This is a genomic window from Streptomyces sp. NPDC051104 (assembly GCF_040682835.1).
In the GTDB taxonomy this organism is placed as follows: Bacteria; Actinomycetota; Actinomycetes; order Streptomycetales; family Streptomycetaceae; genus Streptomyces; species Streptomyces cynarae.
In genome coordinates this window covers 15,652-31,727 of record NZ_JBFBBS010000027.1, presented here as the reverse complement: position 1 = coordinate 31,727, position 16,076 = coordinate 15,652, and the positions used below count along the sequence as shown (strand labels likewise).

Annotated in this window: 11 protein-coding genes; 10 read left to right on the top strand and 1 reads right to left on the bottom strand. The window is 72.2% G+C overall.

All coding sequences use genetic code 11. From position 1 onward, the window contains the following. The first annotated feature begins 15 nt into the window (after positions 1-15). Entirely contained in the window at positions 16-1,215 is a 1,200-nt protein-coding gene (locus AB0N14_RS28415; protein WP_366028561.1) for a bifunctional adenosylcobinamide kinase/adenosylcobinamide-phosphate guanylyltransferase, read from the top strand. Between the two features lie 82 nt (positions 1,216-1,297). Then, positions 1,298-2,380 carry a nicotinate-nucleotide--dimethylbenzimidazole phosphoribosyltransferase gene (gene cobT / locus AB0N14_RS28410; protein ID WP_366028560.1) on the top strand — a complete coding sequence of 361 codons (1,083 nt, stop codon included), beginning with the start codon at positions 1,298-1,300 and terminating at the stop codon, positions 2,378-2,380. Positions 2,381-2,474: 94 nt separating this feature from the next. On the opposite strand, the gene AB0N14_RS28405 is transcribed toward cobT, so the two are convergent. Continuing rightward, a complete protein-coding gene (locus tag AB0N14_RS28405; protein WP_366028559.1) occupies positions 2,475-2,717 on the bottom strand; it encodes a zinc ribbon domain-containing protein in 243 nt (80 codons plus the stop codon). A gap of 455 nt (positions 2,718-3,172) precedes the next feature. On the opposite strand from AB0N14_RS28405, the gene AB0N14_RS28400 reads away from it, so the two are divergent. From AB0N14_RS28400 to aceE, 8 genes are all read left to right on the top strand, one after another. After that, positions 3,173-4,933, top strand: coding sequence for a phosphatidylglycerol lysyltransferase domain-containing protein (locus AB0N14_RS28400; RefSeq protein WP_366028558.1), 1,761 nt, complete (start codon positions 3,173-3,175; stop codon positions 4,931-4,933). Between the two features lie 100 nt (positions 4,934-5,033). Continuing rightward, positions 5,034-5,717: a hypothetical protein gene (locus AB0N14_RS28395; RefSeq protein WP_366028557.1), complete on the top strand. Its 684-nt coding sequence runs from the start codon at positions 5,034-5,036 to the stop codon at positions 5,715-5,717. A 40-nt stretch (positions 5,718-5,757) separates the two neighbouring features. Further along, positions 5,758-6,540: an adenosylcobinamide-GDP ribazoletransferase gene (locus tag AB0N14_RS28390; RefSeq protein ID WP_366028556.1), complete on the top strand. Its 783-nt coding sequence runs from the start codon at positions 5,758-5,760 to the stop codon at positions 6,538-6,540. A gap of 255 nt (positions 6,541-6,795) precedes the next feature. Continuing rightward, positions 6,796-8,325 (top strand): leucyl aminopeptidase, encoded by a 1,530-nt coding sequence (locus AB0N14_RS28385; protein ID WP_366028555.1) that lies wholly within the window; start codon positions 6,796-6,798, stop codon positions 8,323-8,325. Positions 8,326-8,627: 302 nt separating this feature from the next. Further along, positions 8,628-10,016, top strand: a complete 1,389-nt coding sequence (gene lpdA / locus AB0N14_RS28380; RefSeq protein ID WP_366028554.1) for a dihydrolipoyl dehydrogenase — start codon at positions 8,628-8,630, stop codon at positions 10,014-10,016. A 99-nt stretch (positions 10,017-10,115) separates the two neighbouring features. After that, entirely contained in the window at positions 10,116-11,987 is a 1,872-nt protein-coding gene (sucB, locus tag AB0N14_RS28375; RefSeq protein ID WP_366028553.1) for a 2-oxoglutarate dehydrogenase, E2 component, dihydrolipoamide succinyltransferase, read from the top strand. A 195-nt stretch (positions 11,988-12,182) separates the two neighbouring features. Further along, positions 12,183-12,806: a GntR family transcriptional regulator gene (locus tag AB0N14_RS28370; RefSeq protein WP_200417025.1), complete on the top strand. Its 624-nt coding sequence runs from the start codon at positions 12,183-12,185 to the stop codon at positions 12,804-12,806. 464 nt (positions 12,807-13,270) lie between these two features. Next, a complete protein-coding gene (gene aceE, locus AB0N14_RS28365; protein WP_366028552.1) occupies positions 13,271-15,973 on the top strand; it encodes a pyruvate dehydrogenase (acetyl-transferring), homodimeric type in 2,703 nt (900 codons plus the stop codon). Positions 15,974-16,076: the final 103 nt, after the last annotated feature.

The following is a 16,076-nucleotide window of genomic DNA, read 5'->3' as shown; positions in this document are numbered from 1 at the left end:
GGGAAAATCGGGTCCGTGGAACTCACTCTGCTCGGTACCGGTGCCCCGCTCGGACTCCCCCGTCCCGACTGTCCCTGCGCCGCCTGCGCGCGGGCGCTGGGGCCCGAGGCGCGGGCGGCGACCTCCCTGCTCGTGGACGGGGCGCTGCTGCTCGACCTGACGCCTGGCGTGGCGTTCGCGGCCGCGCGTGCCGGGCAGTCGCTGGCGGGCGTACGGCAGGTGCTGCTCACGCATCCGCACGACGGTCCCCCGGTGGAGGTACCGGCGGCCCTGCCGCAGCCCGGGCGGGTGCCGGACGGGCGGGAGTTGGCGCTGCTGACCGGACACCGGGTGCGGGCGCTCGCGATGGACGCGCCGGGCACGGGGTACGCGGTGACCGGCCCGGACGGGATGCGGCTGCTGTATCTGCCGCCGGGCGCGGCGCCCGCGGGGCTCGTGGGGCCGGCGGAGCCGTACGACATGGTGGTCGCCGATATCGTGGGGCGGCCGGACGCGCTGGCGAAGCTGCGGGCGGTGGGGGCGCTCGGGCCGACCACGGACGTCATCGCCGCCCATCTGGACCATGACGTCCCGCCGGGCGCGGAGCCGGCGCGGCGGCTCGCGGCGGCGGGGGCGCGGGCGGTCCCGGACGGCACGGTGCTGCCCGTCGGAGCCTATGAGGACGTACCGGACGTGCCGCGACGCACCCTCGTGCTGGGCGGGGCCCGGTCGGGCAAGTCGGTGGAGGCGGAGCGGCGCCTGGAGGCGTTCCCGGACGTGCTGTACGTGGCGACGGGCGGGACGCGGAGCGGGGACACGGAGTGGGCGGCGCGGGTGGCCGCGCACCGTGAGCGGCGGCCCGGCTCCTGGCGCACCGCCGAGACCTGCGACCTCGTACCGCTCCTGAAGGAGGACGGGCCGCCGCTGCTGATCGACTGTCTGTCGCTGTGGCTGACGGACGCGATGGACGCGGTGAACGCGTGGGACGACGCCGAGTGGGCGACCGGCGGCGAGCGGGTGCTGCGGGCCCGGGTGGAGGAACTGGCGGCGGCGGTCCGTGAGACCCGGCGGACGGTCGTCGCCGTCTCGAACGAGGTGGGCTCCGGCATCGTCCCGGCGACCGCGTCCGGCCGCCGCTACCGCGACGAACTCGGCCGTCTGAACGCGGCGTTCGCGGCGGAGTGCGAGCATGTGCTGCTGGTGGTGGCCGGTCAGGCGCTGGCGCTCCGCGGATGACGGCCGAAGGGATGGCTTTCACGGCACACCCTGACTGCGGGTGGCGCCCTGGCGTTCGATCTCTGCCGGTACTGTTCGGCGAATGAGCTCGCTTAATCTCGACGACTTCACCGATCTGATCGAGCGCCCCGACGGCGGGGTGCGCCGCGACGCGGAGGCGCGCCGGGAGCGTCAGATCGTGCCGCCCGGGGCACTGGGGCGCCTGGACGACCTGGGTGAGTGGCTGGCGGCGGCGCAGTCCGCCGTGCCGGTGCGGCCGATCGAGCGGCCGCGCGCGGTGCTGTTCGCGGGTGACCACGGGGTCGCCTCGCTCGGCGTGTCGGCGCGGCCGGCGGGCGGCGCCGACCAGCTGGTGCGGGCGGTCCTGGAGGGCGCCGGCCCGGCGTCGATCCTGGCGCGGCAACTGGACGTGCCCGTGCGGGTGGTGGACATGGCGCTGGACTGCGACCCCGACGGGCTTCCGCAGGACGTCGTACGGCACCGGGTGCGGCGCGGCAGCGGACGCATCGACGTGGAGGACGCGCTGACGCTTCAGGAGGCGGAGGCGGCGTTCCGGGCGGGGGTCGCGGTCGCGGACGAGGAGGCGGACGCCGGGACGGACCTGGTCGTCCTCGGTGATGTGAGCGTCGGCGGGACGACGCCGGCGGCGGTGCTGATCGCCGCGCTGTGCGGGACCGACGCCTCCGTGGTGACCGGGCGCGGGGGCCTGGCGATCGACGACCTGGCGTGGATGCGCAAGTGTGCGGCGATCCGGGACGCGCTGCGGCGGGCCCGGCCCGTGCTCGGGGACCAGTTGCAGCTGCTGGCGGCGGTGGGCGGTGCCGATCTGGCCGCGATGACCGGCTTCCTGCTGCAGTGTGCGGTGCGCAAGACGCCGGTGATCCTGGACGGGGTGGTGTCGGCGGCGTGCGCGCTGGTGGCGCAGCGGATCGCGTTCCGCGCGCCGGACTGGTGGCTGGCGGGCCAGAGCAGCGGGGAGCCGGCCCAGGCCAAGGCTCTGGACCGGATGGCCCTGGAACCGCTGCTCGACCACGGTGTGACGGTCGGTGAGGGAGCCGGGGCCCTGCTGGCGCTGCCCCTCGTGCAGGCCGCCGCAGCGCTGGCCGCGGAACTCCCGGAGAAGCCCGGGGAGGCCGAGGACCAGGAGTCACCTTCTCGGCCGTGAACGGCCGAGCTTGTGCGCTCGGTCGTTCACACCTCGTCGCGCTCCCGACTGCCCTCTACGACAGGACGGTCACGGGTCGCATCTCCCTCTCCGGTCAGGCCGGTTGTGGGACGGGCATGGTGACGAATGCCCACGCCGAGCGTGCGCGGTCGCGCACGTCGACCCCGGCGACGACATCGGCGGGGCCAGCGAGCCCGCACCGACGACAGCGGAAGTGGTCCCGGTCGGGCCGGTTGGCCCGACCGGTGTGCCCGCAGCGCGGACAGCGTTGCGAGGTATGGCGCGCATGCACCACCAACTTCACGGCATCGGACCGTAGTACGACTCCCGCACACATGATCCCTGTTCGCCCAGCGACCACCACAACCGGTGGTAGCTAGTGCCGCAACAGGCAACGTTCGCCCCGTCGCGACGCCCGGCACTCCCCAAGCTCTCGGCTTCGCTCGAGCAGGGGGGGGACCCCCACCCCCAAGCTCTTCGAGCAGGGGGGACCCCCAGAGCACGCACCGGACACCGCTCCTTGACGGGCAAACGTTGCCTGCCGCGGCACCAGGACAACCGTTCCCGTCACTTGACTTCTGCGGGCAGCGGTGCGGGGCTTCCGCGCCACGCAGAGAGCAGGTGCGGCGACGCTCCGCGTCGCAGCCACGGGAGTCGATTCCTCCCCGGCGTGAACGCCGGGGCATCCTCGCCAGAAGCAAGTGAACTGGTCGTTTTCTGTCTTGAACCGCTCCCCTGCACACCCCCAGACGCCCCATATCATCACCCTTCATGGGAGATGCCCGATTTAGCATGGAACCGGAACGCTCGGTTCGGCCGGGGGGCGGGGGGCGGGCCTCCCGGCGGGCCGCCGCGTACGCCGTCTGGTACCTGCGTGCCGTCACGTTCATCAACTTCCTCTCCGCCGTCTGGGTCTCCTTCGGGCAGGACGTGCGACGGCACAACCAGGAGAACCTGTTCACGCCGTACCTGCTGACCGCGGGCTTCGCCTCCGGCGTGTTCACGATGTTCCTCGCCGTCACCATGCGGCGTCGCAAGCGGGCGGCGTGGATCCTCAACCTGGCGCTCAGCGGCCCGTTCCTGCTGCTGTTCGCGTTCGCCATGACCTTCCCGGAGATCCGGCAGTACGCCCAGAACTGGTTCTCCCTGGTCCTCACCGCGGCCTTCGCCGGCGCGCTCCTCGTCGGCCGGCGCGAGTTCTACGCCAAGGGCGACCGGTCCAACCCGCGGCTCGCCGCCGCCGTCGCCGCCGGCGGCCTGCTCGCCTCCTCGCTGCTCGCCGCGTTTCTGGTGACCGTCACCAACACCGCGCGGGACGCCCGCCGTTCGACCTTCCCGGAGCGCTGGCGCTACGGCACGCTGCGCCTGGTCTCGGTCACCGTGGACGACTCGCACTACCCGGGGATCGCCACCCCCAACTGGGTCAACGTCACCATCAACGTGTTCAGCACGCTGCTCGTCCTCGTCGTCCTGTACGCCGCCTTCCGCTCCCGGCGCGCCGTCGACCCGATCACCGAGGACGACGAGAAACGACTGCGGGCGCTGCTCGAACGGCACGGCGAACGTGACTCCCTCGGCTACTTCGCACTGCGCCGCGAGAAGAGCGTCATCTGGTCGCCCACCGGCAAGGCGGCCGTCGCCTACCGCGTCCTCGGCGGCGTCTCGCTCGCCTCCGGCGACCCGCTCGGCGACCCGGAGGCCTGGCCAGGCGCCATCGAGCCCTGGCTCGCCGAGGCCCGCGCGCACGGCTGGATCCCGGCCGTGATGGGCGCGAGCGAGGAGGCCGGAACCGTCTACGCGCGGCACGGGCTGGACGCCCTGGAACTCGGCGACGAAGCCGTCGTGGACGTCGGCGAGTTCACCCTCGACGGGCGGGCCATGCGCACCGTCCGCCAGGCCTGCAACCGCGTGCGACGCGCCGGGTACACGGTCCGCATCCGGCGCCACGCGGACATCCCCGCCGACGAGATGGCGTTCCTGCTGCAGAAGGCCGACGACTGGCGCGACGGGGCCACCGAACGGGGCTTCAGCATGGCGCTGGGCAGGCTCGGCGACCCGGAGGACGGGCAGTGCGTGATGCTGGAGTGCAGGGACGGCGAGGGACGGCTGCGGGCACTGCTGTCCTTCGTGCCGTGGGGACCGCACGGCCTGTCGCTGGACCTGATGCGGCGCGACCGGGACTCCGACAACGGCCTCATGGAGTTCATGGTCATCGAACTGCTGCGCCGCGCCCGGGAGATCGAGGTCACGCAGGTCTCGCTCAACTTCGCCATGTTCCGCTCCGTCTTCGAACGTGGTGCACGGCTCGGCGCCGGACCGGTGCTCAGGCTGTGGCGTTCGCTGCTCAGCTTCTTCTCGCGCTGGTGGCAGATCGAGTCGCTGTACCGGGCCAACGCGAAGTACCGGCCCATCTGGGAACCCAGGTTCCTGCTCTTCGAGAAGAGCGCGGACCTGCTGCGCATCGGCATCGCCTCGGCGCGTGCCGAGGGGTTCCTGGAGGCACCGGGACTGCCGAAGTGGTTGCACCGCAAGCACCTCCAGTCACACAGGTGAGGAGCACGGGGGAGATGACGAGCGGCGGGGGGATGACGAGCGGCGGGGAGATGACGAGCGGCGGGGAGTCGATGAGCGCCGGACAGATGGGGACCGCTGGATGAACGCCCTCGCCCGCCTGGTCCGCGCCGAGTGGGGACCGCCGTACGTCACCGTGCGTCAGGCACTCGTCCGGCGCACCTGGCGGGCGCTGCCGATGACGCTCGCGGCCGTGTGCCTCACGTCGGTCCTGCAGTTCGTGCAGAACCAGTCGTGGGGCTTTCAGTTCGTGCAGAACATCGGGTCCGTACGGGCCGAGGGGCCGCTGTGGCTGGCCCTGCTGCGCACCCCGCTCTCCCTCTTCGTACCGGCTCTCGACCTGCCGGTGTGGGGGGCTCTGCTGCAGATACTGTTCGTCTTCGGGATCGCCGAGATCTGCCTGGGCTGGTGGCGCACCCTCGTCATCGCCTACGCGGCCACGCTGTCCGGCACCCTGTACGCGCGCGTGGGCATCGGCCTGGGCGCGCACCATCCGCTGGGGCTGCCCGCGACCGACGCGCAGGTCGTCGACACCGGGCCGTCGGCGGCGGTGATCGGGCTGGCCCTGTTCCTGTGCTGGCGGTACGGCGCGCGCGTCACGGGGAGCGTGGTGGTCACGGCGATGCTCGTGGAGCTGGCCGTGAAGGACAACCTCGCGGGCAAGGAGCACATCGCGGCGATCGGGGCGGTGGTGTTGTTGTGCTCGGTGTCGGAGCTGCGTCAACGTTCCCCGGACGCCGCGTGGTTGCGTGATACCCGGGGGTGAGGGTCCGGGGCGTGTCGGCTCGGCCAGCTACGCTGCCGCCGTGTCCAGGATCCCGCCCGCTCATGGCCTCCGTTTCGCCTTCGGCACCCTCACCGTGCTTCCCGTCGAGGTCACCCGGTGGGACCGGGACGCAGCGCGTGGAGGCATGTTGTGCGCACCCCTCGCCGGAGTCGTCGTCGGGGGGATCGCCGGGTCGGCCGGGGCGGTGCTGGATCTGCTGGGTGCGGGAGCCCTGGTCGCCGCCGTCGGTTCCGCTGCCGTGCCCGCCGTGCTCACCCGGGGGCTGCATCTGGACGGGCTGGCCGACACCGCCGACGGGCTCGGAAGCGGCAAGCCCGCCGAGGACGCGTTGCGGATCATGAAGCAGTCCGACATCGGGCCGTTCGGTGTGATCACGCTGGTCCTCGTGCTGCTGGCGCAGGTGGCGGCGCTCGCGCAGGCGTACGGCCACTCCTTGGAGCGGGGGGTCCTCGCGGCGGTGGTCTCCGCGACTGCGGCCCGGCTGGCCCTCACCCTGGCCGCGCGCGACGGCATACCGGCCGCCCGGCCCGAGGGTCTGGGGGCCGCGGTCGCGGGCGTGGTGCCGGCGGGCGGTGCGCTGGTGGTCGGCGTCGCCGTCGCCGTGGCCGCGGCGGCCGGGGGCGCGCTCCTCGGGGCGTACGACACGGCCCGGACGACCCTCGCGGTCGTCGTCGCGGTCGCCGCCGCCGAACTGCTGCTGCGGCACTGCGTGCGCCGCTTCGGCGGGGTCACCGGTGACGTCTTCGGCGCTCTCGCCGAGACCGCCGCGACGGCGGCACTCGTCGTGCTGTCACTGGGCTGAACAGGGCTGCCGCCACGCCTCAGGTCGTACCGGACGCTCCGCGGGGCGGACTTCGGGGAGTGCGCGACCGCCCCCAGGCGGTGATCGCCGACGCCGGGCACCACGGAAACCGGCCACCGCGCGTAGGCTCGTGCCGGGTGTTTCCCTGCCCAGGTGAAAACCGGATGCGGGGCAGGGCCTAGGGTCGGTTCCCGGGCCGGCCGACCCCATCCGTTCGGCCACCTGAAACTCAATCGGAAGCGAGATTTCACCACCGTGACTGCTCTCACTCTCAGCACCGCCGCCGCGGCCGGCCTGCGCGCCGACGCGATCGTGGTCGGTGTCGCGAAGGGCGCTGAGGGCCCGGTCGTCGCACCGGGCGCCGAGGCCGTGGACCAGGCGTACGACGGCAGGCTCGCCGCCATCCTGCAGACCCTGGGTGCCTCCGGTGCCGAGGGCGAGGTGACGAAGCTGCCCGCGCCCTCCGGCTTCAAGGCCCCCGTCGTGGTGGCGGTGGGCCTCGGTGCCGAGCCGGAGAAGGACGAGGCGTTCACCGCCGAGGCGCTGCGCCGCGCCGCCGGATCCGCGGCCCGCGCGCTCGCCGGTTCCAAGAAGGCCGCCTTCGCGCTGCCGATCACGGACGCCGCCGACGCCGGCGTCATCGGCGAGGGGGCGCTGCTCGGCGCGTACTCCTTCGACACGTACAAGGAGAACGGCAAGAACGGCCGGAACGCCAAGAACGGCAAGGCCCCGCTCGCCGAGGTCACCCTGCTCGGCGGCAAGCCCCGCGACAAGGCGTACAAGGCGGCCGTGGAGCGCGCCGTCGCCGTCACCGAGGAGCTCAACCGCGCCCGCGACCTGATCAACACCCCGCCGAACGACCTGAACCCGGCGGCCTTCGCGGCCCTCGCGCAGACCGCGGCCAAGGAGCACGGCATCAAGGTGCAGGTGCTCGACGAGAAGGCGCTGGCCAAGGGCGGCTACGGCGGCATCCTCGGCGTCGGCGCGGGCTCCGCCTCCGCCCCGCGCCTGGTGAAGCTGTCGTACACGCACTCCAAGGCGAGCAAGCACCTGGCCCTCGTCGGCAAGGGCATCACCTACGACTCGGGCGGCATCTCGCTGAAGCCCGCCGGCCACAACGAGACCATGAAGTGCGACATGTCCGGCGCGGCGGCGGTGTTCGCCGCGGTCGTGGCCGCCGCCCGCCTCGGCCTCGAGGTGAACGTCACCGGCTGGCTCGCCCTCGCCGAGAACATGCCGTCGGGCTCCGCGACCCGCCCCGGTGACGTGCTGCGCATGTACAGCGGCAAGACCGTCGAGGTCCTCAACACGGACGCCGAGGGCCGGCTGGTCCTCGCGGACGCGCTGTGGGCGGCCTCGGAGGAGAACCCGGACGCGATCGTGGACGTCGCCACCCTGACCGGCGCGATGATGCTGGCGCTCGGCAGCCGCACCTTCGGGATCATGGCGAACGACGACGCGTTCCGCACCGCGGTCCACGAGGCGGCCGAGGAGGTCGGCGAGGACTCCTGGCCGATGCCGCTGCCGGAGCACCTGCGCAAGGGCATGGACTCCCCCACGGCCGACATCGCGAACATGGGCGAGCGGATGGGCGGCGGCCTGGTCGCCGGCCTGTTTCTGAGGGAGTTCGTCGGCGAGGGCATCACCTGGGCCCACCTCGACATCGCGGGACCGGCCTTCAACGAGCAGGGCCCGTTCGGCTACACCCCGAAGGGCGGCACGGGCTCGGCGGTGCGCACCCTGGTCCGCCTCGCCGAGCTGACGGCCGCCGGCGACCTGGGCTGATCGCAGCACACGACGATGAGGGCGGCCCCCTGACCGACGTGGTCAGGGGGCGCCCTCGTCTCGCACCGGGCGTTACGCCGTCGACGAAATCCGTACGGCCCACCGCCGCCGCGACCTTGCGACGTGACGGATCAGACGTCTCACACACCGGCCCGGCGTCTCGGTGGCCGTCGACAAGTGCAAAGATGGGGTCTCGGCAGGACAGGGCCCCACCGAAGGGCCGAAGCATCAAGCGGCCGGACACCAGCCGCCTGCCGGTCACCGACGACCGGCGCACGGCGCACATGCATGGAGGACGTGACGTGGCGAACGACGCCAGCACCGTTTTCGACCTAGTGATCCTCGGCGGCGGTAGCGGTGGTTACGCCGCGGCCCTGCGCGGGGCGCAGCTGGGCCTGGACGTCGCCCTGATCGAGAAGGACAAGGTCGGCGGCACCTGCCTGCACCGGGGCTGCATCCCCACCAAGGCCCTGCTGCACGCGGGCGAGATCGCCGACCAGGCCCGCGAGAGCGAGCAGTTCGGTGTCAAGGCCAGCTTCGAGGGCATCGACGTACCGGCCGTCCACAAGTACAAGGACGACGTCATCTCGGGCCTGTACAAGGGTCTGCAGGGACTGATCGCCTCCCGCAAGGTGACCTACATCGAGGGTGAGGGCTACCTGTCCTCCCCGACCTCCGTCGATGTCAACGGCCGGCGGATCCAGGGCCGCCACGTCCTGCTCGCGACCGGCTCCGTACCGAAGTCGTTGCCCGGTCTGGAGATCGACGGCAACCGCATCATCTCCTCCGACCACGCCCTCGTCCTGGACCGCGTGCCGAAGTCCGCGATCATCCTGGGCGGCGGCGTCATCGGCGTCGAGTTCGCCTCCGCGTGGAAGTCCTTCGGCTCCGACGTCACGATCATCGAGGGCCTCAAGCACCTCGTCCCGGTCGAGGACGAGAACTCCTCCAAGCTTCTCGAGCGCGCCTTCCGCAAGCGCGGGATCAAGTTCAACCTCGGCACCTTCTTCCAGAAGGCCGAGTACACCCAGGACGGTGTGAAGGTCACCCTCGCCGACGGCAAGGAGTTCGAGGCCGAGGTCCTCCTCGTCGCCGTCGGCCGCGGCCCGGTCTCGCAGGGCCTCGGCTACGAGGAGGCCGGGGTCGCCATGGACCGCGGCTACGTCCTCGTCGACGAGTACATGCGCACCAACGTCCCGACCGTCTCCGCCGTCGGCGACCTGGTCCCGACCCTCCAGCTGGCCCACGTCGGCTTCGCAGAGGGCATCCTGGTGGCGGAGCGTCTGGCGGGTCTGAAGACCGTTCCGATCGACTACGACGGTGTGCCGCGGGTGACGTACTGCCACCCGGAGGTCGCCTCCGTCGGCATCACCGAGGCCAAGGCCAAGGAGATCTACGGCGCGGACAAGGTCGTCGCCCTGAAGTACAACCTGGCGGGCAACGGCAGGAGCAAGATCCTCAAGACCGCCGGCGAGATCAAGCTCGTCCAGGTCAAGGACGGTGCCGTGGTCGGCGTCCACATGGTCGGCGACCGCATGGGCGAGCAGGTCGGCGAGGCCCAGCTGATCTACAACTGGGAGGCGCTGCCGGCCGAGGTGGCCCAGCTCATCCACGCCCACCCGACGCAGAACGAGGCGCTCGGCGAGGCCCACCTGGCCCTGGCCGGCAAGCCGCTGCACGCACACGACTGACCCTCGGTCGACGAACGCGACGACACAGACTTCCGCTTCCCCCGGATCTCGACTTCGCTCGAACCGGGGGGACTCCATCCGTAAGGAGCAACCGAAACCATGGCGGTTTCCGTAACCCTTCCGGCGCTCGGTGAGAGCGTCACCGAGGGCACTGTCACCCGCTGGCTGAAGGCCGAGGGCGAACGCGTCGAGGCCGACGAGCCGCTGCTCGAGGTCTCGACCGACAAGGTCGACACCGAGATCCCGGCGCCGGCTTCCGGCGTGCTGTCCTCCATCAAGGTCGCCGAGGACGAGACGGTGGAGGTCGGCGCCGAGCTGGCCGTCATCGACGACGGCACCGGTGCCCCGGCCGCGGCCCCGGCCCCCGCCGCCGAGGCCGCCCCCGCCCCGGCCCCGGCCCCGACCCCCACGGCCGCTCCGGCCGCCCAGGCCCCGGTGGCCCCCTCCACCGAGCAGGCCGCCCCGGCCCCGGCTCCGACCGCCGAGGCCACCGCCGGTGCCGGCACCGCCGAGGGCACCGAGGTCGTCCTGCCCGCGCTCGGCGAGTCCGTCACCGAGGGCACCGTCACCCGCTGGCTGAAGTCGGTCGGCGACACCGTCGAGGCCGACGAGCCGCTGCTCGAGGTCTCCACGGACAAGGTCGACACCGAGATCCCGGCACCCACCTCCGGTGTGCTGCTCGAGATCGTCGTCGGCGAGGACGAGACCGCCGAGGTGGGCGCCAAGCTCGCCGTCATCGGCGCCCCGGGTGCCGCTCCTGCGGCCGCCCCGGCCCCGGCCGCCCCCGCCCCGGCGCCCGCCGCCGAGGCCCCGGCCGCCCCCGCGGCTCCGGCTGCCCCGGCCGCCCCCGCGGCTCCGGCTGCCCCGGCCGCCCCCGCCGCTCCGGCTCCGGCTCCCGCCGCCCCGGCGGCCCCCGCCGCTGCCGCCCCGGCCCCGGCCCAGCCCGCGGCCCCGGCTCCGGCTCCCGCGCCGGCCGCGCCTGCGCCCACTCCCGCCCCGGCCCCGGCTGCCGCTCCGGCCGCCGCCCAGCCGACCGACGAGGGTGCCTACGTCACCCCGCTGGTGCGCAAGCTCGCCGCCGAGAACGGCGTCGACCTGTCCGCCGTCAAGGGCACCGGCGTCGGCGGCCGTATCCGAAAGCAGGACGTCATCGCCGCCGCCGAGGCCGCGAAGGCCGCCGCCGCAGCCCCGGCTCCGGCCGCCGCCGCACCGGCCGCCAAGAAGGCTGCCCCGGCGCTCGAGGTCTCCCCGCTGCGCGGCCAGACCATCAAGATGCCGCGGATCCGCAAGGTCATCGGCGACAACATGGTCAAGGCGCTGCATGAGCAGGCCCAGCTGTCGTCGGTCGTCGAGGTCGACGTCACCCGCCTGATGAAGCTGCGCGCCAAGGCGAAGGACTCCTTCGCGGCCCGCGAGGGCGTCAAGCTCTCCCCGATGCCGTTCTTCGTCAAGGCCGCCGCCCAGGCGCTGAAGGCCCACCCGGTCATCAACGCCCGGATCAACGAGGCCGAGGGGACCATCACCTACTTCGACACCGAGCACATCGGTATCGCGGTGGACTCCGAGAAGGGCCTGATGACCCCGGTCATCAAGAACGCCGGTGACCTGAACATCGCCGGTATCGCCAAGGCCACCGCCGACCTGGCGGCCAAGGTCCGCGGCAACAAGATCACGCCGGACGAGCTGGCCGGCGCGACCTTCACCATCTCCAACACCGGTTCGCGCGGTGCGCTCTTCGACACGATCATCGTGCCGCCGGGCCAGGTCGCGATCCTCGGCATCGGCGCCACGGTCAAGCGCCCGGCCGTCATCGAGACGGAGGAGGGTACGGTCATCGGCGTCCGCGACATGACCTACCTGACGCTGTCCTACGACCACCGCCTGGTGGACGGCGCCGACGCGGCCCGTTACCTGACGGCGGTCAAGGCGATCCTGGAGGCGGGCGAGTTCGAGGTCGAACTCGGCCTCTGACTCCCCTCAGGGACCCGGCTGTGCGGCGCCCCCGTCCGGAGCTCTCCGGGCGGGGGCGCCGCGTTTGCCGGGTGTAAGCCTCGTCTCACCTGCGCGAAAGCGCCGGTATGCGCCCTTCCCCCAGACGGTGGCGGCCGTATTGTCTAAACGTCGAACGCCCCCGGGGGCCACTGGGCCCCTCTCTAAGGAGCCCTCATGACCGCGCCCGTCGTCCACTCGCTGCGCGAACAGATCCGCGAGCACATCGTGGAGGGGATCGTCAGCGGTCGCTGGAAGCCGGGCGAGCGGATCGTGGAGCGGCGGATCGCGACCGAGCTGGAGGTCAGCCAGACGCCCGTGCGCGAGGCGCTGCGCGAGCTGGAGTCGCTGCGGCTGATCGAGTCGGCGCCGAACAAGGGCGTACGGGTGCGGAACCTGTCGGCGGCCGACCTGGAGGAGAGCTACCCGGTCCGGGCCGGTCTGGAGGCGATCGCGGCGGAACTGGCGGCGCAGCGGCTGGCGGAGGACTGCTCGGCGCTGGAACCGCACGTGGCCGCACTCTACGAGGCGGACCGCAGGTCGGACGGTACGGCGCAGGTACGGCACACCGTGGCCTTCCACCGGGAACTGGTCCGCGCGGCGGGCAACTCGGTGCTGCTGCACACCTGGGAGGGCCTGGGCATCGAGGTCTTCACGGCCCTGTCGATCCGCTGGCTGGGCACGGTCCAGCAGTCGTACGCGGAGGAACACGAGGAACTGGTACAGGCGTTCAAGCGCCGCGACCCGAGGATCGCGGACCTGGTGAAGGCCCACGTGCTCGGCTGCGCGCCGAGGGCGTAGCCAGTCGGGTCGCGGCCGCTTCGGCGGTTCAAGCCCCCGCAATCCCTGGACCGCCCGCCGTCCGCCGGGCCACGGACGAACGCCGGTCAGCTCTCTCCGTCGCAACGGCGAGCAGCCCCACGGCAACGGCGAGCAGCCCCCCACGGCCGCGATCGGCGGTGTCGAACTGCCCGCGGCCATCAACCGGAAACCTCCTCGAACACGAGAGCAGAGCCCCGCTCAAGCGCGCCCCGACCTGCAAAAACCGTGGGCGGGAGCGTCACCCGGTGCCACCGCCGGAGGCACCCCGTGCCGACTTTCTCGTGATCAAGAGGTTTTGCCCCTCAACCCTTTGATCGATCATCGATCAGGGAGGTAGAGTCCCCGATGGACTCTCACCGGAGCCCACCGCCCTGTCCTGCCAAAGACTTAGGGCAACCCATAACCCTCACAGGGAACCCCCTTCGACTGAGGAAGGCGGCGACATGACCGACCCCCAGGCCATCCAGCCGAGCGAGCTCGACCAGCTCCCGGACCGCGACCCCGAGGAGACCGGCGAATGGCAGGCCTCCCTGGACGCCGTCGCCAAGGCGGCCGGGCCGCACCGTGCCGCGTACCTGATGCGCCGCACGCTGGAGCGCGCCGAGGGGAGCGGCATCGCGCTGCCGAAGCTCCTCGACACCGACTACGTCAACTCCATCCCCACCGCCGCCGAGCCGTCCGTGCCCGGTGACGAGGAGATGGAAGCCCGGATCACCGCCTGGAACCGCTGGAACGCGGCGGCCATGGTCACCCGCGGCAGCAAACACGGCGTCGGCGGCCACATCGCCACCTTCGCCTCCGCCGCCTGGCTCTACGAGACCGGCTTCAACCACTTCTTCAAGGGCAAGGAGAGCGACGGCTCGGGCGACCAGCTCTACATCCAGGGCCACGCCTCCCCCGGCATCTACGCCCGCGCCTTCCTCGACGGCCGCCTGACCGAGCAGCACCTGGACAACTTCCGCCAGGAGGCCGGCGGCAACGGCCTGCCCTCCTACCCGCACCCGCGCCGCCTGCCCTGGCTGTGGGAGTTCCCGACCGTGTCGATGGGCCTCGGCCCGCTCTCCGCGATCTACCAGGCGCGCTTCAACCGCTACCTCACCAGCCGCGGTATCAAGGACGTCTCGTCCTCGCACGTGTGGGCGTTCCTCGGCGACGGCGAGATGGACGAGCCGGAGTCGACGGCTGCTCTCGCGCTCGCCGCCCGTGAGGAGCTGGACAACCTCACCTTCGTCATCAACTGCAACCTGCAGCGCCTCGACGGCCCGGTGCGCGCCAACTTCAAGATCGTGCAGGAGCTGGAGGCCCAGTTCCGCGGCGCGGGCTGGAACGTCGTCAAGACGCTGTGGGGCACCGCCTGGGACGAGCTGTTCGCCCTCGACACCACGGGCGCGCTCGTACGCCGCCTGCGCGAGGTGCCGGACGCGCAGGTCCAGACGTACCAGACCCGCGACGCCGCCTACATCCGCGAGGACTTCTTCGGCAAGGATCCGGCGCTCGCCGAGATGGCGAAGCTGCTGAGCGACGACAAGATCATCGAGTGCTTCCACTTCTCCCGCGGTGGCCACGAGGCGCGCAAGGTCTACGCCGCGTACAAGGCCGCCCTGGAGCACAAGGGTGCCCCCACGGTGATCCTGGCCCAGACGGTCAAGGGCCACACCCTCGGTGAGGGCTTCGCGTCGAAGAACGCCAACCACCAGATGAAGAAGCTGACGGCGGACGAGTTCAAGGCGATGCGCGACCGCCTCGGCCTGCCGATCAAGGACAGCGACTTCGTCGACGGCGTGGTCCCCTACGGCCACCCGGGCGCCGACTCCCCCGAGGTCCGCTACCTCCAGGAGCGCCGCGCGGCCCTCGGCGGCCCGGCCCCGGCCCGCCGCGTCCACCCGGTGGCCCCGCTGCCCGTGCCCGCCGAGAAGGCGTTCGCCGCCTTCGACAAGGGCTCCGGCTCCCAGAACGTCGCCACGACCATGGCGTTCGTCCGTCTGGTCAAGGACCTGGTCCGCGACAAGGAGACGGGCAGGCGCTGGGTGCCGATCGTCCCGGACGAGGCGCGCACCTTCGGCATGGAGTCGCTCTTCCCGTCCCTCGGCATCTACTCGCCCAAGGGCCAGACGTACGAGCCGGTCGACCGCGACCAGCTGATGTACTACAAGGAGGCCAAGAACGGCCAGATCCTCAACGAGGGGATCACCGAGGCCGGTTCGATGGCCGACTTCATCGCCGCTTCGACGTCGTACGCGACGCACGGCGAGGCGATGATCCCCTTCTACATCTTCTACTCGATGTTCGGCTGGCAGCGCACCGCCGACCAGATGTGGCAGCTCGGCGACCAGCTCGGCCGCGGCTTCCTCGTCGGCGCCACCGCCGGCCGTACGACGCTGACCGGTGAGGGCCTGCAGCACGCGGACGGCCACTCCCCCGTCATCGCCGCGACCAACCCGGCGGCGCTGACGTACGACCCGGCGTTCGCGTACGAGATCGCGGTCATCGTCAAGGACGGTCTGCGCCGTATGTACGGCGAGGCGGCGCCGGGCGAGGACCAGAACGTCTTCTACTACCTGACCGTATACAACGAGCCGCTGCCGCAGCCCGCGAAGCCCGCCGCCCCGGGAGTCGACGAGGGCATCGTCAAGGGCCTGTACCGCTTCAACACGGCGGAGTCCGCGGGTCTCGCCCCGGCGGCCAACGCCCCGCGCATCCAGCTGCTGGGCTCCGGTACGGCGATCCACTGGGCGCTGAAGGCGCAGAAGCTGCTCGCCGAGGAGTGGGGCGTGGCCGCGGACGTGTGGTCGGCGACCTCCTGGACCGAGCTGCGGCGCGACGCCATGGAGGCCGACGCGGCCCTGCTGCGCGGCGAGGAGCGGGTGCCGTACGTGCGCCAGGTGCTCCAGGGCGCCGAGGGCCCGGTGCTGGCCGTCTCCGACTACATGCGCCAGGTCCCGGACCAGATCGCGCAGTGGGTGGAGCAGGACTGGTCCTCGCTGGGCGCCGACGGCTTCGGCCTCTCGGACACCCGTGAGGCGGCCCGCCGCCACTTCGGCGTCGACGCCGAGTCGATCGTGGTCGCGGCCCTCGCCCAGCTCGCGGGGCGCGGCGAGGTCAGGGCGACGGCCGTGAAGGAGGCCCGGGAGAAGTACGGCCTGTAAGGGGTCCTTGCTCTATGAGCGCCCGATGAGGTCGCGTGGTCCGGTGCCGTGCATCGCAAGGCGCCGGAGAGCCCTAGCAGTTGAGCTACTAGGGCTCTCCGGC

What these genes read in the sequence shown, in the direction of transcription:
- AB0N14_RS28395 (WP_366028557.1), top strand. Translation starts at nt 5,034, where the DNA reads ATGAACGCCCTCGCCCGCCTGGTCCGCGCCGAGTGGGGACCGCCGTAC.
- aceE (WP_366028552.1), top strand. Translation starts at nt 13,271, where the DNA reads ATGACCGACCCCCAGGCCATCCAGCCGAGCGAGCTCGACCAGCTCCCG.
- sucB (WP_366028553.1), top strand. Translation starts at nt 10,116, where the DNA reads ATGGCGGTTTCCGTAACCCTTCCGGCGCTCGGTGAGAGCGTCACCGAG.
- cobT (WP_366028560.1), top strand. Translation starts at nt 1,298, where the DNA reads ATGAGCTCGCTTAATCTCGACGACTTCACCGATCTGATCGAGCGCCCC.
- AB0N14_RS28405 (WP_366028559.1), bottom strand. Translation starts at nt 2,717, where the DNA reads ATGTGTGCGGGAGTCGTACTACGGTCCGATGCCGTGAAGTTGGTGGTG.
- AB0N14_RS28400 (WP_366028558.1), top strand. Translation starts at nt 3,173, where the DNA reads ATGGAACCGGAACGCTCGGTTCGGCCGGGGGGCGGGGGGCGGGCCTCC.
- AB0N14_RS28370 (WP_200417025.1), top strand. Translation starts at nt 12,183, where the DNA reads ATGACCGCGCCCGTCGTCCACTCGCTGCGCGAACAGATCCGCGAGCAC.